Below are 18,731 nucleotides of genomic sequence, written 5' to 3'. Positions count from 1 at the left end.
AAAGTACCTCTATTTTATAGCTATTCTACATAGTAAACTAGTAAAGTTAAAATTATCAAAATTTGAGGAGAATAGAATCATAGTGAAAAAATTCTTTGGCTGTCTTATTATGTTAAGCCTTCTTAGTATATGTCTCTTTCCAAGCAGTGGTAAAGCATCAAGTGATACCCATTACATAGGTTCTGTTAAAGTAAACAATACAAAGGTTTTTAGTTCTCCAAAATTAAGTTCTACTATACTAAAGACCTTAAAAAAAGGCGAGGAGTTTCCAGTCATTTCTTCTGTCGTTGGAGATTCTACAAGGCCTATTATACATACAGTAAAGTCTGGTAACACATTGTGGAAAGTAGCAAATCAATATGGGATTTCAGTAAGTGAATTACAGAAGGAAAACAAATTAACGTCTTCCAAAATTAAAGTTGGCCAAAAACTGAAGATTCCCCAAAAATATAAGATACATAAGGTTGTATCAGGAGATACATTGTGGAAGATTTCTACTAAATATGGGGTAACCACAGGTGATTTGACGAAATTAAACAACTTACGTACAGTTACCCTTAAAGTTGACCAAAAATTGAAGATTCCGGAGTATTATTACCAGGTTCAATTACTTGACGGTAAAAAGGGATGGATAAAGAAATCCCACCTTCAAAAAAGGCGCAAAAACCCATCGTCATGGGCTGGACGCATAATGGATCGAAAGAAAACTACACCAAACAAATTAAACAACCCAATTTAAATGTAGTTTCTCCTCGTTCCTATACGCTGACGGATTCTGGTAATTTCGTTTCCGTTTCTGTCGATGCAAAATTCGTCCAAAACGCTCATAAACAAGGAAAACAAGTTTGGCCCCTAATTGGTAATAAATTTGACCCTGTTTTAACTGGTTCTATACTAGGTAGTACAGAAAAACGTAAGAAATTAGTTTCAGCTTTACGAGATTCACTTGTTCAAACAAATAGTGATGGAATAAATGTAGATTTTGAAAACATCGATCCAAAAAACAAGAAGGACTTTGTACTTTTCATAGGCGAACTAAAAAAAGCCTTAAAACCGTATGGAATTAAAGTATCTGTGGATGTCACCCGAGAAAATGAAGACCCTTTTTGGTCAAAAAGTCTGGATAGGAAAGCACTTGGCAAAATAGCAGACTACATCATCATAATGGGTTATGACGAGCATTGGGGAGGGAGCCCAGTAGCCGGGTCCGTTTCCTCGTTACCTTGGATCAAAGAAGGAACGAAGCTTTTAATGAAAGAAGTACCTGCCCATAAGATCATATTGGCTGTACCATTTTATACGAGAGAATGGGTAACCGATTTATCGACCAAAAAAGTGAAAAGTCATGACCGTACCATGGCTGAGGTCAACAAAATCATTTCATCTCATAAACTAAAAAAGGTATGGGATAAAAAGACTCAACAAAATTACGTGGAGTATACTTCCAAAGGGGAGAAGCATCAAATATGGATAGAAGATAAAAAATCGATGAAGCTCCGTATTGACCTGGTAAAACAAAATCATTTAGGCGGTGTATCTGCTTGGTACCTTGGATCAGAAACCCCTGACATTTGGGATGTATATCATTTTAATCAATAGTTTAACAGAACAATCTTCGGATAATGGAGGTTGTTCAGCTTGTAGAATAAGGTCCCTTTTAGGGTCTAAATCTGCAAGCTTTTTTTGTAAATAAAAATAACAGATTTCAAATAAAAGTAGTATAAACAATTTGAAGGAGGAATGAATAATGGCCATTAGGAAATTAACTAAAGTCGCCAATAGCTTGGGTATTACGTTTCCAGTTGAAATGTTGAAAACTGCAAGTTTAGCTTTTGGAGACGAATTAGAGGTTGAGTTCAAGGGTAAAGAAATCATTTTAAGGAAAAATAAAAATGTGAAATTACCTAAAGGTGTAGATGTGGAATCTATGGAAATATTTTCAAACTTTATTAAAGGACATGACGAAGCATTCAAGGGATTGGTGGATAGATAATATGACGTTGGATATTATCTATCTTTCCACTAATCAAATTATTGCTCTAGATGCCATTCAATAAAAGTTTATTCTCCTACTGAATCAATCGGAGTAAAAGATCCCGGTCTCCTTGATTCTGCAGTGAGCAGACCCAGACAAACTGTTAAGACCTCTCTTAATTTCCTTTATAACTTTAATAATGTATATGTAATGTTAATAACGAAAAAGCTGACTACAAAAGCCCGGTCAAGACGGCTCCTTTAATCAGCTTTTCTTTTTTCGCTATAGCATCCAACCAGTTTGAATTAATCCCGACATGACTGCGTCCTAAATTCAAATATGTATATTGAGTTGCTTACGGAGACGTTGCATTTCCGAATTAATATAGGCTTTGCTGTAATCACATCCGACAATAGCTACGATATTGCCGTCATCATCAATAATTGGCGCAAAGCTTGTTTTCCACTCACCATACCTATCTTCGTATATGGGAGTAACACCTGCTTTACCATTAAACGCCTGGTAAGCAACATTCACCATTTCTGGCGGACCGACATATTCTTCCCTCGGTTCAATTACAAAGCCTTTGTCTGCAACGAGGTGTATCAGACGTCCATCCTCCGTCATGCTAAATATAAAGACCCATTCAATTACGCCTTCCTTCTCTTGAATCAAGGTAAGCTTTTGTTTCAATTTCTGCGAATAGGAATTTGACCGGTTCATATTTTTTTGTAGACTGATAACCTCTTCAGCAGGAATGATTGCTGCGGTTACAACGGCAATGGAACGAAGCCGTTTATTTATTTGTTCTTCTAAAATGGCCCGTTTATTCACTGGTGAAAAGCGTGCCTCTTCAATTTTATTACGTAATTTTTTATATTTCCTACTCATCGTCGGCTGGCTGACTTCCAATACCTTTGCCGCTAGTTTTAATGATTTGTATTGTTCCATTGCCATGTTGATCAGTTGTTCCTCCACAAGTTCGACTGCTTCTTGCAAAGGCATTAGAAAATCGATAACAGGTAGTGAAGTGGGTTTGGGCCCTTTAAAAGGGAGGACCTCTTTAACCAAAGCAACATCCACTTCCGGTATTCCGCTTGTAATCACAAGCCTCTCAACTGTATTTTCAAGTTCGCGCACGTTACCGGGCCATTGATAGATACATAGCAAGTCGATTGCATCCGGGGTGAAGGCTACATTTCGATTGTACAGTGTATTGTACTTTTGTAAAAAAAATTGAACCAGGTGAGGGATTTCATCTACACGATTCCTAAGCGGCGGAAGATGGATAGGTACGACATGAAGACGATAATATAAGTCTTCTCGAAATTCACCTTTTTTCACCATTTTTTCGAGCGATTTATTTGTTGCGGCAATCACTTGAATATCAACAGGGTGTGAGGTCGTACTTCCTATTGGTGAAACCACGCGTTCCTGAAGGACGCGAAGCAGTTTTACCTGTACGTTAAGCGGTAACTCGCCCACTTCATCCAAGAATAAGATACCCTTATGGGCCAGTGTGAATTTCCCTTTGGCGCCGTCTTTCCGTGCGCTGGTAAAAGCCCCTTCTACGTACCCAAACAGTTCGCTTTCAATCAGGTTTTCCGGGATGGCGCCGCAATTGACAGGTATAAATGGACCGTCGCTTCTGTTACCCATATTATGTATGGCCCTGGCGGCTATTTCCTTTCCTACACCGGATTCCCCCAATAAAAGGACTGTTGCGCTGACATCACAAACCATTTGCATTTTATGAAGAACATCAAGCATGGGTTTACTGCGGATCACAAATGGAAAAGATGGCTTCTTTGATTCCAACAAAGGCCCCGATTGCCTCATTGATGTATCTGGATAAGAGTCTTTAATTTCTTTGAAGGCCCAGACCCATGCCCCAAATTCAATCGGGTACGCCGTCATCAGCATCTCTGGACCCTGCCATGAGGGCTGCATGAAAGATCTTTTTTCATTTTTGCCCATTACCTCTTCTGCCAAGCTTGTAGAAAATAAATCTTGTTCAACATCCTTGATGGAACCACCGACACTAGCAGATTTGACTGTATGGAATAATGAATTCCCTGTTCCAATCGATTTCAGTATGGTGCCATTATTATCTGTCACAATAAGCTGATCGTAAATAGACAAGAGTGCAGAGGTGAAGTGATCCATTTATGTCTACCTGCCTTTCATTAAACTTCATAGTTTTATATTACAGAAATTTCACAATTGTTCAATAGTTTCAAAAATGAATATTCTTCCTATTGAAAACCCTGTAAGCATAGTGTTTCTGATTGGCATGGTTATTGCTATAAAGTAAAGAGAAGGGACTAAAATGCATGATTGCAAAGGAGGGAGAAGCGATTTTGAATAAAGAGAATCAGTTCCAACAGAATATCAATTCTGAAGATCCCTTTATTAAAAATCTATATTCAGATTTGAATGAGCGGATCAATGCGTATGAGCAGGAAGATGCCGTGAAAATCGACAAAATGAAATGGAAGGATGCGACAGGTTCTATTTTTCTCATGATATTAATCATCTTTTACCTGGTCTATACACTTGTCTAAAGTAGTTTGTTTAGCTCACCCAAAACAATGACAGTCTTATTTCCAAGCGATACAATCATTATTTTATAGTTGGGAGAGAAGCGTGTGAGTAAAGAGAATGCCTCCATTTCAAAGGATGTGGCCTTTGGTTTTTTACCGGCAAGTAAAAGTGACCGGATTTTTAATCTTCGGGATTTAATTTTAGTACAGGTTGTTATTGGCCTCTCATCTTTTGGGCTGTTAACTGGTGGATACACAGGTACAATGCTTGATGTGAAGCAGTCACTTGCAGCGATTTTATTCGGTAACGCCTTCCCTTTGCTGTTGATTGTTCCCATTACCCTTTATTTTGCGCGTTATGGCATAGATACTTTTGTAGGGTTTCGAAGTTCACTAGGGTATCTAGGATCCAATATCTTTTTCTTTGTTTTTCTTATTTTAACTCTCGGCTACATTTCCATTGCGCTTTTCATGTCCGGCCAGGCGTTAGCAGAGGCTGCTAATTGGATGGGGATGCCCGCCATTTTCTCAAGCCAAGCAACTGGAGCGCCGTTTTTCTCGATTTTACTCTTCATTTGTGCATTTCTAGTAACGGTGAGGGGACCGATAGCGATTCAAAAATATACCGCAGTAGCCGTTCCGGTTTTTATGGTTCTCATGTTTGGTCTTCTCGCAATAGTCTTGTTTGGCCAGGGATTCACTAAAGTCGCTCATATACTTCCTTCCGAGCCATTTGAAACGAATTCTCGTTCATTCGCGACAGCCCTGGAATTAAATATCGGTCTCGGCTTCTCATGGCTGCCATACCTTGGCCAATACAGCCGTTTATCTAAAACAGAAGGAGGAGCATTTAAAGCAGGATTCTACAGCTATGGAATCATCGTTTGTATCGCAGCTTTAGTTGGGGCCATTGCTGCATTAGTCGCTGGTTCACTTAATCCTTCTGACTGGATGTTTTCCATCGCAGGGAGTTGGGGCGGCTTCATTGGCTTGATTTTACTTTCAGTTGGGAATGTCGGTGCAGCCATTTTCCTTATGTACTCACAAGCTGTCAGCTTTAAAACTGTATTCCCGAAAAAGTCATGGATGATTGCGATGGGTACAACCGTACCGACCATATTCTTACTTCTAAGCTCGACGTTCTACGATGCATTTGGTTCATTCATTGCTGTCATTTCCTTTATTATGGCTGTTCTTGGCGGAATTGTCGTTGCAGATTACTTTTTTGTAAAGCGACAACGCATTTCAATAAGGGATTTGTATGACACACAGGGCTCTTATACTTATTGGAAAGGCCTTAACCCGTCGGCAGTTCTAACGGTGGTCATTGGAACGATCGTTTACTGGGCACTTTATAATCCATTGACTTTTGAAGCAAGTGACTTTTTCCTTCATACAGCTGCCGGAATTCCAACATACTTTGTCGCTTTAGTCACCTACTATGTTTCATCGAAATACATTTTCCGTTTTGAAGTTGACATGGAGCGTCCATCCGTTGAATTAAAGGAAGCTAAATAGAAAAAACGCAATTTAAAGAATCTAGGGAACGAGAGGAGATTGTTCAATGTTTACACAAAGTTTAGATTTCAAAACAACTGATTTAGATACATTCCCATTTCCATTTACTTCAGGTAACTATCGTTATTCAAACGATTTGAAAAGACTCTCAAACATTAACTGTATTGAAGTTACTCCAGAATACAGACTCCAAGTGGAAACGAAGCGTCGTCTCCTTCAAGAACAGCCGCATATAAGGTTTCAATCCTTTTCACACACAATGGAAATGCAATGGGAAGTGTTGGAAATGCTCATCGACATGGCAACTGATCGCTATCCGGAGCATTTTGAGGTCATTAAAGATGGAGACAACTGGACTTTCAAGAACCACATTTTCGGGGAATCCGATTCATTCGTGTATGGCGATGCCAGCACGCTTCCAAATGAGCCTCTTGATTATGTAGGGCGCCATTTCCACAATGATTTTGTTTTAATGGTTCATCGCGATAGTAATTTCTATTTGGAAGTGGGACAAGTTTCATACGCCGCACTCTTCTCAGCTAACTGGAATAAAGGCATGTCCTTTGATGAGATCCATGCACCTGTTCCATTTGTATCGCGGAAAGGCGATGAACTGGCAGATCGCGTTCGTAAGTTTTTATTATCCATTGAGCCAGGAAAGCCATGGACACGCATCAACTGGAACCTGATGGCGGACCGTTGGGATGTCAACTATGAAACGATGGATGTCTGGGGACCGCAGCGTTCTGGGATAACACCGGAAAATGCAGGTAAACTTGTTCGTTTGCGTGTTGAAGAACAAAAATTTTATCGCATGCCACGAAGCAACGCCATTCTATTCGTATTGAATACGCAGTTCCTGCCACTGGAGGATTTGACATTGCGCCAGGAGTGGTTTGATCTAACATATAGCGTACTGCAGGATATTCCGGAACCTATGGCTGCATACAAAGGAATAGCCCCGTTTCTTCCGCAATCGGTCGAATATTTGAGGCGTATTGATGAAAAACAAAAAATCGAAGATAAACAATAAGTAGGGGGATAGGACCTTGTACAATAGTCCAGTATTGTTTGATAAATCAATTACGATCGTAAATCAATTTACTCCTCGGAATGAACGAAGAAAGTTTGTCGTCATTTCTGATCAAGCCGGATATGAAAAGGCGAAAAGTTTCACATCTGAGCTTGCAGGTACAGTGCATTTTGAATGTATTTCCATTAACGGAATGGAGGATAAAGAGGAGATTAAGAGATTCATCTTGTCACAAAAGATGGGCACCCAATTTTATATTGCGGCTGCATGGAACAATGCTGTTATGATCTTCTCGCTCGGGGTGGAAGCTGGTCTATCTGAAGCTGAGATCCAGACGGTGATTATAGGGCCTAAACGGCGGTACGTATATTGCATGAAATGTTTTGAAGTGTCGGAAGTCGAAGAAGAAGCAGAGATTGCCGAATGTGACCATTGCAGAGCAAGTCTAGAAATAGGACCTTTTTATTCCATAGTACGGGAAGGTTATATTGGTTACCCATTCATTCCAATCGGAAAAGAAGAAGTAGGGAGCTGATCATCATGCGGGTAGTAGGAAATATTCAAATGAAAGTAAACAAGATCATTCAAGAAACTCCATTCGTAAAACAGTTCGAATTGATTCCAGTTGACGGAAACCCATTGCCTGCTTTTACTGGCGGTTCGCATTTGACCACATTCATGCCGGCCGGGGATACGATATTCGAGAGAGAATACTCCCTTATCAGCAACCCAAGGGATCGTAAAAAATATGCAATTTCCATTCGGCGTGATGAGGCGTCACGCGGAGGTTCCGCTTTCTGGCATGATCATGTACAGATAGATTCCAGGTTGGAAGTCAGTTTCCCTAAAAACAACTTCCCTCTCAGCTTTCGAGCAAAGCATCATGCCTTTTATGCAGCTGGAATCGGCATCACCCCATTTCTGGCAATGATGGAAGACATGGCTGCCGAAGGCCAAACCTTCGAACTCCATTATGCAGCACGCACACCGGAATTATGTGCTTTTTATGATCTGTTGAAAGCCAAATATCCTGATCAATGCACCTTTTATTTTTCGCAGGCAGAAGACAAACGCAGAATGATGCCTGAGACGATGAAGGATCATCGCATTGGCACGCATGTATATTTTTGCGGACCAATCGAGATGGTTCAAGAGTATCGAAAAGCCGCCAGTTCCTATGGTTATCCGGAACATGCGATCCACTTTGAATTATTTGCGACAAAAAATGATGGGCCGCAAGATCCTTTCATTGTCAACCTTACAGACAGCGATCGGTCCATCCACGTTCATGAAGGCGAAACACTGCTTGAAGCGCTTTTAAGGGAAGGAATTGATGCACCTTATTCTTGTAAAGTGGGCGGGTGCGGAAGTTGTGAGGTAGATGTTGCAGAAGGTGAAGTGGATCACCGGGATTTCTTTCTTAGCGAACAAAACCGTCAATCACGTAAGTCAATCCTGACATGCTGCTCACGTGCAAAGGACGACAGACTTGTTTTAAAACTTTAACGATTCCGTACAGGCTTACAAAAAAATAAAGAAAATCGGAGGCAAAAAACATGACAATTTTAGAAACGGCAGTTATAGAGCTTAAAAATTACATCGACGGTAAGTGGCAGTCCTCATCTTCAAATGAAGTAATCCCGGTAATCAATCCTGCAACACAGGAAGTCATTGCAAGGGCTCCACGTGCCACCAAGGAAGATACAGAAAATGCAATCTCAGTTGCGAAAGCAGCTTTTGAAAGTGGAATCTGGTCAGGACTGACGGCACAGGAGAGAGCTTCCTACCTATATAAAATCGCGGATAAAATTGAAGAACGTGTGGAAGAATTAACGATTCTCGAAACAATGGACAACGGGAAACTTAAAGCAGAGGCAGGTTTCGATATTGCCGATGCCGCCGCGTGTTTCCGTTACTACGCTGGTTTGATCCTTCATCCAGAAGGGGAAACTTATCAAGTTCCCGCTCCCGTGCAAGCGATGGTCGTTCGTGAGCCAGTAGGTGTAGCCGGTTTGATTGTACCTTGGAATTTCCCTCTTCTAATGAGTGTCTGGAAAATCGCACCGGCCCTTGCAGCGGGTAACACAATTGTATATAAACCGGCTGAAGTGACACCTGTAACAGCAATGAAATTATTTGAAATCCTAGAGGAAGTAGGCATCCCTAAAGGTGTGGCTAATATGGTGATGGGCCGCGGCACTGTTGTCGGTCAAACCATTGCAGAAAGCAAGGACGTTGACATTGTATCATTTACGGGAAGTACGGATGTTGGCCGCACTATCATGAAAGCGGCCGCGGGCAACTTAAAGAAAATTTCCCTTGAGCTTGGCGGTAAATCACCTAACATCGTTTTTGCTGATGCAGATTTAGAGACAGCTATCGATTACGGATTATTTGGTATCTTCTTCGGTGCCGGCCAAGTATGTTCATCAGGTAGCCGCATCCTGGTTGAAGAAAGCATTTATGATGAATATGTAAAACGCTATGTGGAACGCGCAAATAAAATCAAAGTTGGACCTGGCCTTGCAGAAGACAGCCACATGGGGGCAATTGTAAGCGAAGCACAAATGAATAGTATTTTGAACTATATTGAAATCGGCAAACAGGAAGGTGCAACACTTTCAGCAGGCGGTTACCGTCTTATTGATGAGGGCCTTGACAAAGGATTCTTCATTGCACCGACTGTCTTCACCGATGTAACACCTGACATGCGCATCGTACAAGAGGAAATCTTTGGTCCAGTTGTTGTCATCCAAAAGTTTAAAGATGAAGAAGAAGCTATTAAACTTGCAAATGATACAGACTACGGTCTTGCAGGTGGCGTCTTCTCTAACGATGGGGCTAAAGGACTTCGTGTGATCAAGAAAGTACGGGCAGGCATTACATGGGTAAATGATTATCATCCCACATATGTCGAGGCGCCATGGGGCGGTTACAAACAGAGTGGGATCGGACGCAGTTTAGGAAAATACGGCTTAGACGAATACCAAGAAATTAAACAAATCAACATTAATCTCGATGTAAAGCCGGTCGGCTGGTTTCCAAATTAAGTATATATATTTTGAGAAGTAGCAATCAACTTTATTTAATCAAACCAAAAAACCTAATCCAAATACGGATTAGGTTTTTTTCAAATTGTCGAGAAACCTTTTAAAGCCCTCAAAAAGGAAGTTAAAGATGTTCTTAATATTTCTTAATCTTATTAATAACTGAGGGCAACTATATGTATTTTAGATCCAGTTTAAAATCATACATAAGCTTATTAAGAAGATAATATTTCTTATTCCACAAACGGGCGCGATTCTTTAATAAGAATCGATTTTCTTAATGAACAAACAGGTGCTTTAGCTGAAGATCAGGGCTGTCTTTAAGGCAGCTTCTTCTTTATATAACTATCGGGGAAGGATAGTTCAACAACTTATTGGGAATTTATGGTAATCTATATTAAGAGAAGAGGATGAGAGATGACATACGCAGTAATTATTATTAGTAATTGGAATAATAATAGCTATTTTTCAAAGTATCAAGAAACCAAAAAAATCGAAGTACAGCATTTGGGGGATAACTATAATGTTTGTAATAGTGGATAGTCGGTACTCTCTATGGAATAAGTGAGGGGAGTGGATTTGCAGCGATAGGAGTATTAATCATTATGTTCCCTATTCTTTTTATAGCTGGGGTAGTCCTTTTTTGGATAGGCGATTGATAAAAGAAATCTAAACAATTTATTTCTTCAATTAAAGGAGCAGCATTTCTGTAATGAATGAAAATGAGATTTGAGAACAAAAAGACCTCTTGATATGATGGAAGTGTCCCAAAGCTCGCCAGCGAAACGGACAAATACATCAAAACCAGGAGGCCAAACATGAAGTATAACCAAAATAAAAAAATCTCTTAAATTACTTCTGAAACACTTATTATCGGTGTCGATATCGCAAAATTCAAACATGTAGCCAGAGCTCAAGACTTTAACGATGCATGTCTTCTATTCGCTTATTCGTAGTCTTTAATACACATAATTATTAGATTTTTTTGTGTGTTACAATAAAGACATCGGCATACACGGTCTCTTATTTTCTAACGAGAAACTTAGTTAAAGAGTAACATTTTAGAATTAAAATCTATAACACTACATTTATAGAAAGGGGAAAAGAACATGAATGAGATTAGAAATATTTATTGCGTTGGTCGAAACTACGTAGCACATGCAAAGGAATTAAATAATGAGGTACCTACTTCGCCATTTCTATTTTCTAAGCCTACCCATGCCTACATGGAAGCAAATGGTCAAGAGATTTACCTGCCTGGCAATCGAGGTTCTGTCCATTTTGAAACTGAACTTGTCATAAGGATTGGAAGACAACATGAAGTAGGTATGAAGGTAGATGAAGTGATAGAAAGTATGGGGATTGGGATCGATTTTACTTTACGGGAAGTTCAAAGTGAACTTAAGAAAAAAAGGCATCCATGGTTACTTGCAAAAGGGTTCCCTAATTCGGCTATTGTGAGTGAATTCGTTGTTTTTCCGGGAGTAGAAGAAATAAAAAAAGTAGATTTCATGCTAATTAAAAATGGGGAGAAGGTTCAGCAAGGAAATATTAAAAATATGATTTTTGATTTGCAGACAATCGTGGATTTCACGGCCCTACACTTTGGATTGGGTGAAGGTGACATAATCTTTACTGGAACACCTGAAGGAGTTGGACCAGTTTTGGACGGAGATCATTTGTCATTGGTATGGGATAATAAAGTTCTCGGTGAATGTTTTATTAAATTAGCTTAATTCAGTTTTCTTATATTTTTAACTAATTAAATTTATCATAATATGAGATTCTAGATCTCGCTGTGTGGCGTATTTGTAATTAAAAAGGAGCGAATTAATGAGTATAATCCAACCTAATATTCTTGTCTTCAGCCCTATGCAAACAGATGTTGAGACTTATGCTGAAAGTATTCGCAATGATGGGTTTATGTCAGTAAAGACAGCTACAACTTTGGATGAAGTGGAAAAATATTTACCTGGTACTGAAGTTATTTTGGGATGGAAATTCCCCACACAACTACTAAATAAACCAATTGCCTCATCTGTCCACTGGTTTCAGTCAATGGGAGCCGGAGTCAATGATTTAATTAGAGACAAATCTATACCTGAGAGCATTATACTAACCCGAATTGTCAACCAATTTGGTACTTACATTTCTGAATATGTATTTTCGTTTCTTTTGTACATAGTGAAAGACAATCCTCGTATGAGACAATCACAAATGGAACGGAGATGGGATCCTTTCATTTCTGAAACTCTGAAGGGGAAAACAATCGGGGTAGCCGGACTCGGATCGATTGGTGCTGAAATTGTACGTAAAGCTCGAGTGTTTGATATGAATGTACATGGATTAAGCTTAAGTGGAAAACAAGCACCATTAGTGGACTGTCACTTTACTCCAGATCAATTGAGTGAATTTGTAAAAGATCTAGATTATTTGGTCCTAACCCTTCCTTTAACGGATTCCACACATCATATTATTACGAGGGATCTCCTTTTAGCAATGAAACCAAAAGCTTGTCTTATCAATGTTGGCCGTGGATCATTAATTGATGAAGAGAATTTAATATCTGTTATGCAATCAGGACATCTTCAGACAGCCATCCTTGATGTTTTTGAGACAGAACCGTTACCTAAAGACCATGTCTTCTGGACAATGCCGAATGTATATGTCACTTCTCATCTGTCAGGACCGAGTACTATTGAAGGCGTAAGCAGTTTTTTTATTGGAAATTTAAAGCGATTTTTAAGTGAACAGCCGTTACATGGATTGGTAGATCGGAAACAAGGATATTAACTAGAAGCATGAAAGAACGGCTTTGAATCAATTTATTCAAAACGGTTTTTTCATGTCGTCTTTTTAAGGCTTTGTTGGTTTAGTTATTCTATTTTTTATTGTTCAATATGCCATTAGTATTGGGATTGACAATTCTAAAAAAGTTAAGGCTTTAAGGTCCGAACTTAAAGAAATAAAAAAACAACTCCAAGATTTAGGTGGAAAATAAACACATAAGCAATTTTTCTTATTCAAGTAATAGGTGCGTTAGCTGAAGATCGGAGCTGTCTTTAAGGAAGCTTTTTTTTGAGCATGGTTCCTTTTCTTAGGTAGTGCAGGAGAAGGAACAGTGACTTGTCTGCAAAATGAAATACCATGAAGTTAGAGGGGTAGCTAAATTCTTTTCAATTTTAGAAAAATATTATCAATATTGCTAAATTGGTAATTTCGATAATTACTATGTTTTGCAGTACACCTTGCCAAAAGTGAAAATAAATAAAGGATTTTAATATTAAAACTATAGATTTTATAAGGTTTACAGAATTGGCATAATTTTTGCATATAAAGATTTGCATACAACTAAGGGGAAGAAATAAAAACGGCAGCATTTCAGATTACTAAAATTAGGAGGCATAATAATGAACTATTCATCAAAGCTAGTAAAAGTAAATAAAGATCCAGGGCATGGCTCACACATCTCCCCTGTTTATATGACTTCAACATTTGTTTTTGATAATGCAGAAGTAGGAGCACAACGCTTCGCAGGAGAAGATCCAGGATTTATGTATTCACGCCTGGGAAATCCAAATGTAAGAGAACTGGAAGAGAAGGTAGCGGCATTGGAATTTGGTGAAGGTTGTTTGGCTTTCTCATCTGGAATGGCTGCCATAACTGGCTGTCTTTTGGGTGTTTTGCAGGCAGGAGATCACGTTGTTGCACACACAGCGTTGTATGGGGCGACGCACGCATTTCTATCCAAAACGGTAAAGAAATTTGGAATTGATGTAACATTTGTACCGTTTAAGACAGGGGAAGAGCTTGAACCACACATTACAGATAGAACGAAAGTGGTCTACTTTGAAACTCCTTCTAATCCCACGCTTTCCTTAGTGGATATGAAGAGTGTAGCGGCGATCGCTAAGCAAAAGGGTATCTTGACTATTGTTGATAATACGTTTTTGTCCCCATATTTACAAAATCCTATTCTATGCGGCATTGATATTGTTGTCCACAGTGCAACAAAATATTTGTCGGGTCATGGATATCTTATTGGCGGACTAGTGATTTCCAGCAAGGCAATTATTGATCCGATGAGAAAAGAAGTGCAGAAGACTATGGGAGCAAATTTGGCCCCTATGGATGCCTGGCTTCTCTTTCAAGGGATACGTACATTGCACATTCGCATGGACCGCTCACAAGAAAATGCACAAATTTTGGCTGAACGCTTGGAAAAACATAAGGCTATAGAGAAGGTTTATTTTCCAGGGCTAGCAAGTTTTGAAGATAAAAATATCATGGAGAAACAAATGAAAGGTCCTGGAGCAATGATTTCTTTTGTCTTGAAGGGGGGATACGAAACAGGTGTTAAAGTTATGAATTCTGTAAAACTGAGTACTTTAGCAGTTTCCCTAGGAGATGTAGGTACATTAATTCAACATCCAGCTTCGATGACACATGCGATAATCCCTAAAGAAGAAAGAGAAAAAGCAGGTCTTTATGATGGACTCGTTCGTTTTTCGGTTGGAATTGAAGATGTAGAAGATATATGGAAGGATCTCGAAATGGCATTAGAATAACGGTACGGCTGGAGGATTTGTCAATTTCATTGCGGTTAAAGGAATAATAATGCTGGCATGAATATTGCAAATTAATATTCATATTTAAGAGATTAGCGAAGCAAGGAGGCAAGTGATGTATAAAAAAGGAAAAAAGGGAAGCTCCTGAAATCTGATGGAATCAGTGCAGTATCCCTCCCCGAGGGTCGGTCAAAAGATTTTCTTCCGCAATCGGGGAGGCTTTTAGTGTACCGGTCGTGCGGGGGTAATCAAGCCGGGGATAGGAATTGAAAATGGGGATTATTTCTTGTATCATTTACTGGGCGCTGAAAAAGTCAAGGTTGTGCCGAATGGGACAGACTTGATGAAAGAAATGCAACAAGTAGCGAAAGAGGTAACAGAAGAAGGACATATATCCTATATCTCTGCAGCCTAAACTTCATAGGGTATTACAGGAAAAAGAGATTGAAAGAGTGGGAGGAAACAAATCACTGCCTGTAAATGTTCGTGTGATAACAGCAAAACATCGCAATTTAGAAGAAATGGTTCAAAACGGTTTTCCGTGAGGATTTATATTATCGAATCAATGTGATCCCGCTGCATACAAAGTTATTGAAGGAGAGGAGGGACGACATTCCCTTCTTTCTCCAGTACTTCATTTGTAAGTATTGTTTGAACTTAAGTCGTCCACTATGGATCCACAATTAGATCAATGGCTAATCCAATATGATTGGCCCGGGAATATTAGACAGTAAGAAAATGTTGTGGAGTATATGGTGAATACGGCAGAATCGGATGTACTTGGCTTTCATGATCTTCCGGATTATTTGTACCTATTTCAAGCACCTATTCATACCAGAGGGTTAAGTTTAGATGAGATGGTGGCCGAATATGAAAAATCCATTATCCAAAGTTTCTGCTTAGGTGGTCAAGATCGAAAAGATAAAGAAAAAGTAGCGGAAGAATTAAAAATTAGTTTATCAACACTTTATCGTAAGCTAGAACGATACAATCTAAAAGTTTGATCCACTTTACCTAAGATTGCAAATTTTATTTGCAATCTTTTTTCGTCTCCGTGGGGGATATTTCGCATATTTGGAAATATTTTTTCCGAATTTAGGAACCGAAAAACAGTACGGAGCGGTAGGTTATCATTATATTCGTCGCGGAAATGGGAATTTCTCAACTAGTTAGATAGTAGGAATGTTGAATTAACAAGGATTTTATTTTGGCACAACTCTTGCATAATATGATAACGAAAAGGAGGAGGTGGAGTCCATTTGAAAAATATAGACAAAATTTACAGAATATTAGAATAATACAGAATAATGAAACTAGAAATCTGCAAATCATCCATTTTTTTAAAAATATAGGGGGAACACTAGTGTTGTATTAATTTAAATAACATGTTCATGCACAAATTGAAACAAAAAGCAAGCGGAAAACTTTACAAATTAGCCGTTATTTGAGGGCTGTATTATGAAACCAGCGTATATCTGGCTTCGAAAGATTGAAGGAAAAGCCGTCCCTTAATGAGCAATTTTGTTGTTGTCGCACAGGTTTAATTGTAAATAAATTTCTAAATGGACAGAACCTCTTTTGGCTCTAAACAGAAAGAATAAATTAAACTGAAAATTATGACACTATTTATGCAACGCTAGTGAGGGGGGAATTATTTATGAAAAAGAGTTTCATCATTATCGCTTTTTCGATACTCGTAGCACTTGTATTATCTGCATGCGGAAAGGCCGAAAATCAGGCAGCAAGTCAACCAGGCAAACAGGCAGATGAGAGCAAGGATATACTAGAGCAAATTAAATCGAGTGGGACCATTAAAATTGGAACAGAAGGAACATTTGCACCTTTTAGCTACCATGATTCTTCAGGGAAGTTAACCGGTTTTGATGTTGAAATCGCGGAGGAAGTTGCAAAAAGACTTGGTGTGAAACCAGAATTCATTGAAACCCAATGGGACGGTATGTTCGCAGGACTCGATTCAAGGCGGTTCGATATTATTGCTAATAATGTAGGAATTACTCCTGACCGCCAGAAAAAATACGATTTTTCAGTGCCGTATATTATGTCAAAGCCTTTCTTAATTGTTCACAAGGACAATAATACGATTAAATCATTTGAAGATTTGAAAGGAATAAAATCAGCTCAGACATTAACTAGTAACTATAAAGATATAGCAGCATCTTATGGTGCTGAGATCGTTGGAGTAGAAGGTTTTAATCAATCCATTGATCTATTACTTTCAAAACGTGCGGATGCGGTTGTAAATGACGGACTATCCTACCTAGATTTCAAAAAGCAAAAACCTGATGCACCGGTTAAAACTGTCGCAGAACTTGATGATCCGGCAAAAATGGGGGTCATGATGAGAAAAGGGAATAAAGAATTGGAAGAGGCCGTAAATAAAGCGCTTTCCGACATGATGAAGGATGGTAAATATTTAAGTATTTCACAAAAATATTTTGGAAAAGATGTTTCAAAATAGGGAGGGTTCTACATGTTTGCTGATGAAAGAATGGACCAAATTGTTGACATCATTGTAAATTCCTTTTTCCCGATGTTAAAAGCTGGGGTTGCGTTTACGGTTCCCTTGACATTAGTATCCTTTTTACTGGGACTCCTACTTGCTTTACTTACGGCATTAGCTCGAATCTCGGGAATTAAACTCCTAGACGCTGTTGCAAGATTTTATGTATGGGTGATTAGGGGAACACCGCTGCTTGTTCAGTTGTTTATCATTTTCTATGGCCTTCCGAGTATAGGCATTACGATTAGCCCCCTTCCTGCTGCGATTATCGGTTTTACGCTTAGTGTTGGCGCCTACAACTCAGAGATTATTCGTGCGGCTATACTCTCCATTTCCAAAGGTCAATGGGAGGCGGCTTATTCTATTGGGATGAGCTATCCGCAGGCATTAAAAAGAATTATTCTCCCTCAGGCAACAAGGGTCTCTGTCCCGCCTTTGGCAAACAGTTTTATTAGCTTGGTAAAGGATACATCGTTGGCTGCTACCATTACGGTGACTGAAATGTTTAGAGTTGCTCAGCAAATTACCGCAACAACCTATGAACCATTGGTACTCTATTGTCTAGCAGGATTTATTTATTTGATTTTCAGTACCGTTCTTTCGAATGCACAAGGACAGATGGAAAAACGACTCGATCGTTATGTGACGGGCTAATTTGATAGGGGGAAATATACATGATTGAAATAAAGAATCTGCATAAACAATTTGGACAAACAGAGGTTTTAAAGGGAATCGATCTAAAAATTGAGGAAGGCAATACAGTTTGTATTATTGGGCCATCGGGCTCAGGGAAAACAACCTTGTTACGTTGCCTGAATTTATTGGAAACGCCTACAAAAGGGACCATTAAGCTTGGAAAGTTTTCTTTGGATTTTCAGGATAAAAAACCAGTTCAAAAAGATAAGGTGATTAAGTTCCGTCAACAAACGGGTATGGTTTTCCAAGGTTACAATTTGTTCCCTCATATGACTGCACTTGAAAATGTTATGGAAGGTCTTGTTTACGTTCGTAAACAAGACAAGGAAGCCTCTCGTACGAAGGCTCTTCAATTGCTGAAAAAGGTAGGATTATCGGAACGGGCGAACCACTATCCATCCCAGCTATCCGGTGGACAACAACAACGTGTAGGAATTGCACGGGCGATGGCTATGGAACCTGAAGTTCTGCTTTTTGATGAACCTACTTCCGCGTTAGATCCTGAGTTAGTTGGTGAGGTTCTAAAGGTCATGAAAGAACTTGCTAAAGAAGGAATGACCATGGTCGTAGTGACACATGAAATGAATTTTGCGCGTGAAGCAGCGGATAAAGTCGTATTTATTGATAAAGGTGTAATCGTTGAAGAAGGAACACCTCAACAAATTTTTGAACATACAGGGCATGAACGGACATTACAATTTTTAAATAGACTTTGTTCATAGGTAAGGGCCGGTACCCCCAAGCTGCGGAAGAATGGAAAACTCGTTACTCGGCACTTTCCCGCAGGTTAGAACGACAGAATTATCTAACTTTACCCTAGGATTGCAAAT

Annotated in this window: 18 protein-coding genes and 2 pseudogenes; 19 read left to right on the top strand and 1 reads right to left on the bottom strand. The window is 39.2% G+C overall.

What is annotated here, in order from left to right; all coding sequences use genetic code 11:
• Positions 1 to 82 precede the first annotated feature (82 nt).
• The 3 genes from ACQKMR_RS10520 to ACQKMR_RS10510 all read left to right on the top strand — a co-directional run bounded on the left by ACQKMR_RS10520 (position 83) and on the right by ACQKMR_RS10510 (position 1,993).
• Positions 83 to 739, top strand: a complete 657-nt coding sequence (locus tag ACQKMR_RS10520) for a LysM peptidoglycan-binding domain-containing protein (RefSeq protein WP_427697245.1) — start codon at positions 83 to 85, stop codon at positions 737 to 739.
• Complete coding sequence (locus ACQKMR_RS10515; RefSeq protein WP_427697244.1) at positions 628 to 1,599, top strand: glycosyl hydrolase family 18 protein; 972 nt, start codon at positions 628 to 630, stop codon at positions 1,597 to 1,599. The genes ACQKMR_RS10520 and ACQKMR_RS10515 overlap by 112 nt, the downstream gene beginning before the upstream one ends.
• A 148-nt stretch (positions 1,600 to 1,747) precedes the next feature.
• Positions 1,748 to 1,993: an AbrB/MazE/SpoVT family DNA-binding domain-containing protein gene (locus ACQKMR_RS10510; protein ID WP_427697243.1), complete on the top strand. Its 246-nt coding sequence runs from the start codon at positions 1,748 to 1,750 to the stop codon at positions 1,991 to 1,993.
• 315 nt (positions 1,994 to 2,308) lie between these two features.
• On the opposite strand, the gene ACQKMR_RS10505 is transcribed toward ACQKMR_RS10510, so the two are convergent.
• Entirely contained in the window at positions 2,309 to 4,141 is a 1,833-nt protein-coding gene (locus ACQKMR_RS10505; protein ID WP_427697242.1) for a sigma-54 interaction domain-containing protein, read from the bottom strand.
• A gap of 167 nt (positions 4,142 to 4,308) precedes the next feature.
• Between ACQKMR_RS10505 and ACQKMR_RS10500 the strand changes: the two genes are divergently transcribed.
• From ACQKMR_RS10500 to ACQKMR_RS10425, 16 genes and pseudogenes are all read left to right on the top strand, one after another.
• A complete protein-coding gene (locus ACQKMR_RS10500; RefSeq protein ID WP_260287673.1) occupies positions 4,309 to 4,539 on the top strand; it encodes a hypothetical protein in 231 nt (76 codons plus the stop codon).
• A gap of 84 nt (positions 4,540 to 4,623) precedes the next feature.
• Positions 4,624 to 6,036 (top strand): purine-cytosine permease family protein, encoded by a 1,413-nt coding sequence (locus ACQKMR_RS10495; protein ID WP_427697241.1) that lies wholly within the window; start codon positions 4,624 to 4,626, stop codon positions 6,034 to 6,036.
• 46 nt (positions 6,037 to 6,082) lie between these two features.
• Positions 6,083 to 7,069: a heme-dependent oxidative N-demethylase family protein gene (locus tag ACQKMR_RS10490; RefSeq protein WP_427697240.1), complete on the top strand. Its 987-nt coding sequence runs from the start codon at positions 6,083 to 6,085 to the stop codon at positions 7,067 to 7,069.
• Between the two features lie 16 nt (positions 7,070 to 7,085).
• Positions 7,086 to 7,604 carry a hypothetical protein gene (locus ACQKMR_RS10485; RefSeq protein ID WP_427697239.1) on the top strand — a complete coding sequence of 173 codons (519 nt, stop codon included), beginning with the start codon at positions 7,086 to 7,088 and terminating at the stop codon, positions 7,602 to 7,604.
• A gap of 5 nt (positions 7,605 to 7,609) precedes the next feature.
• Positions 7,610 to 8,575, top strand: a complete 966-nt coding sequence (locus tag ACQKMR_RS10480) for a PDR/VanB family oxidoreductase (RefSeq protein ID WP_427697238.1) — start codon at positions 7,610 to 7,612, stop codon at positions 8,573 to 8,575.
• Between the two features lie 50 nt (positions 8,576 to 8,625).
• Entirely contained in the window at positions 8,626 to 10,119 is a 1,494-nt protein-coding gene (locus ACQKMR_RS10475) for an aldehyde dehydrogenase family protein (RefSeq protein WP_427697237.1), read from the top strand.
• A gap of 1,106 nt (positions 10,120 to 11,225) precedes the next feature.
• A complete protein-coding gene (locus ACQKMR_RS10470) occupies positions 11,226 to 11,852 on the top strand; it encodes a fumarylacetoacetate hydrolase family protein (RefSeq protein WP_427697236.1) in 627 nt (208 codons plus the stop codon).
• 97 nt (positions 11,853 to 11,949) lie between these two features.
• Positions 11,950 to 12,909, top strand: coding sequence for a D-2-hydroxyacid dehydrogenase (locus ACQKMR_RS10465; protein WP_427697235.1), 960 nt, complete (start codon positions 11,950 to 11,952; stop codon positions 12,907 to 12,909).
• Positions 12,910 to 13,526: 617 nt separating this feature from the next.
• Positions 13,527 to 14,684, top strand: a complete 1,158-nt coding sequence (locus ACQKMR_RS10460) for a trans-sulfuration enzyme family protein (protein ID WP_427697234.1) — start codon at positions 13,527 to 13,529, stop codon at positions 14,682 to 14,684.
• Positions 14,685 to 14,955: 271 nt separating this feature from the next.
• Positions 14,956 to 15,087 (top strand): annotated as a pseudogene (locus ACQKMR_RS10455) (D-cysteine desulfhydrase); the annotation flags it as partial.
• 49 nt (positions 15,088 to 15,136) lie between these two features.
• Positions 15,137 to 15,229 carry a sigma 54-interacting transcriptional regulator gene (locus ACQKMR_RS10450; protein WP_427697233.1) on the top strand — a complete coding sequence of 31 codons (93 nt, stop codon included), beginning with the start codon at positions 15,137 to 15,139 and terminating at the stop codon, positions 15,227 to 15,229.
• Between the two features lie 210 nt (positions 15,230 to 15,439).
• Positions 15,440 to 15,688 (top strand): helix-turn-helix domain-containing protein, encoded by a 249-nt coding sequence (locus ACQKMR_RS10445; RefSeq protein WP_427697232.1) that lies wholly within the window; start codon positions 15,440 to 15,442, stop codon positions 15,686 to 15,688.
• Positions 15,689 to 16,068: 380 nt separating this feature from the next.
• Positions 16,069 to 16,196, top strand: a pseudogene (locus ACQKMR_RS10440) (IS4 family transposase); the annotation flags it as partial.
• Between the two features lie 145 nt (positions 16,197 to 16,341).
• Positions 16,342 to 17,163, top strand: a complete 822-nt coding sequence (locus tag ACQKMR_RS10435; RefSeq protein WP_427697231.1) for an amino acid ABC transporter substrate-binding protein — start codon at positions 16,342 to 16,344, stop codon at positions 17,161 to 17,163.
• 12 nt (positions 17,164 to 17,175) lie between these two features.
• Entirely contained in the window at positions 17,176 to 17,859 is a 684-nt protein-coding gene (locus ACQKMR_RS10430) for an amino acid ABC transporter permease (protein WP_076370548.1), read from the top strand.
• A 20-nt stretch (positions 17,860 to 17,879) separates the two neighbouring features.
• Complete coding sequence (locus ACQKMR_RS10425; RefSeq protein WP_427697230.1) at positions 17,880 to 18,623, top strand: amino acid ABC transporter ATP-binding protein; 744 nt, start codon at positions 17,880 to 17,882, stop codon at positions 18,621 to 18,623.
• Positions 18,624 to 18,731: the final 108 nt, after the last annotated feature.

This window comes from Peribacillus sp. NPDC096540 (genome assembly GCF_050278525.1).
Classification (GTDB): domain Bacteria; phylum Bacillota; class Bacilli; order Bacillales; family DSM-1321; genus Peribacillus.
The sequence above is the reverse complement of the archived record's forward strand: the minus strand, read 5'-3'. Positions and strand labels throughout refer to the sequence as shown.

Bases quoted from the DNA above. Each gene is read 5' to 3' on its own strand.
- ACQKMR_RS10515 (WP_427697244.1), top strand. From the start codon at position 628: ATGGATAAAGAAATCCCACCTTCAAAAAAGGCGCAAAAACCCATCGTC.
- ACQKMR_RS10510 (WP_427697243.1), top strand. From the start codon at position 1,748: ATGGCCATTAGGAAATTAACTAAAGTCGCCAATAGCTTGGGTATTACG.
- ACQKMR_RS10505 (WP_427697242.1), bottom strand. From the start codon at position 4,141: ATGGATCACTTCACCTCTGCACTCTTGTCTATTTACGATCAGCTTATT.
- ACQKMR_RS10500 (WP_260287673.1), top strand. From the start codon at position 4,309: ATGATTGCAAAGGAGGGAGAAGCGATTTTGAATAAAGAGAATCAGTTC.
- ACQKMR_RS10490 (WP_427697240.1), top strand. From the start codon at position 6,083: ATGTTTACACAAAGTTTAGATTTCAAAACAACTGATTTAGATACATTC.
- ACQKMR_RS10480 (WP_427697238.1), top strand. From the start codon at position 7,610: ATGCGGGTAGTAGGAAATATTCAAATGAAAGTAAACAAGATCATTCAA.
- ACQKMR_RS10475 (WP_427697237.1), top strand. From the start codon at position 8,626: ATGACAATTTTAGAAACGGCAGTTATAGAGCTTAAAAATTACATCGAC.
- ACQKMR_RS10470 (WP_427697236.1), top strand. From the start codon at position 11,226: ATGAATGAGATTAGAAATATTTATTGCGTTGGTCGAAACTACGTAGCA.
- ACQKMR_RS10465 (WP_427697235.1), top strand. From the start codon at position 11,950: ATGAGTATAATCCAACCTAATATTCTTGTCTTCAGCCCTATGCAAACA.
- ACQKMR_RS10460 (WP_427697234.1), top strand. From the start codon at position 13,527: ATGAACTATTCATCAAAGCTAGTAAAAGTAAATAAAGATCCAGGGCAT.
- ACQKMR_RS10435 (WP_427697231.1), top strand. From the start codon at position 16,342: ATGAAAAAGAGTTTCATCATTATCGCTTTTTCGATACTCGTAGCACTT.
- ACQKMR_RS10430 (WP_076370548.1), top strand. From the start codon at position 17,176: ATGTTTGCTGATGAAAGAATGGACCAAATTGTTGACATCATTGTAAAT.
- ACQKMR_RS10425 (WP_427697230.1), top strand. From the start codon at position 17,880: ATGATTGAAATAAAGAATCTGCATAAACAATTTGGACAAACAGAGGTT.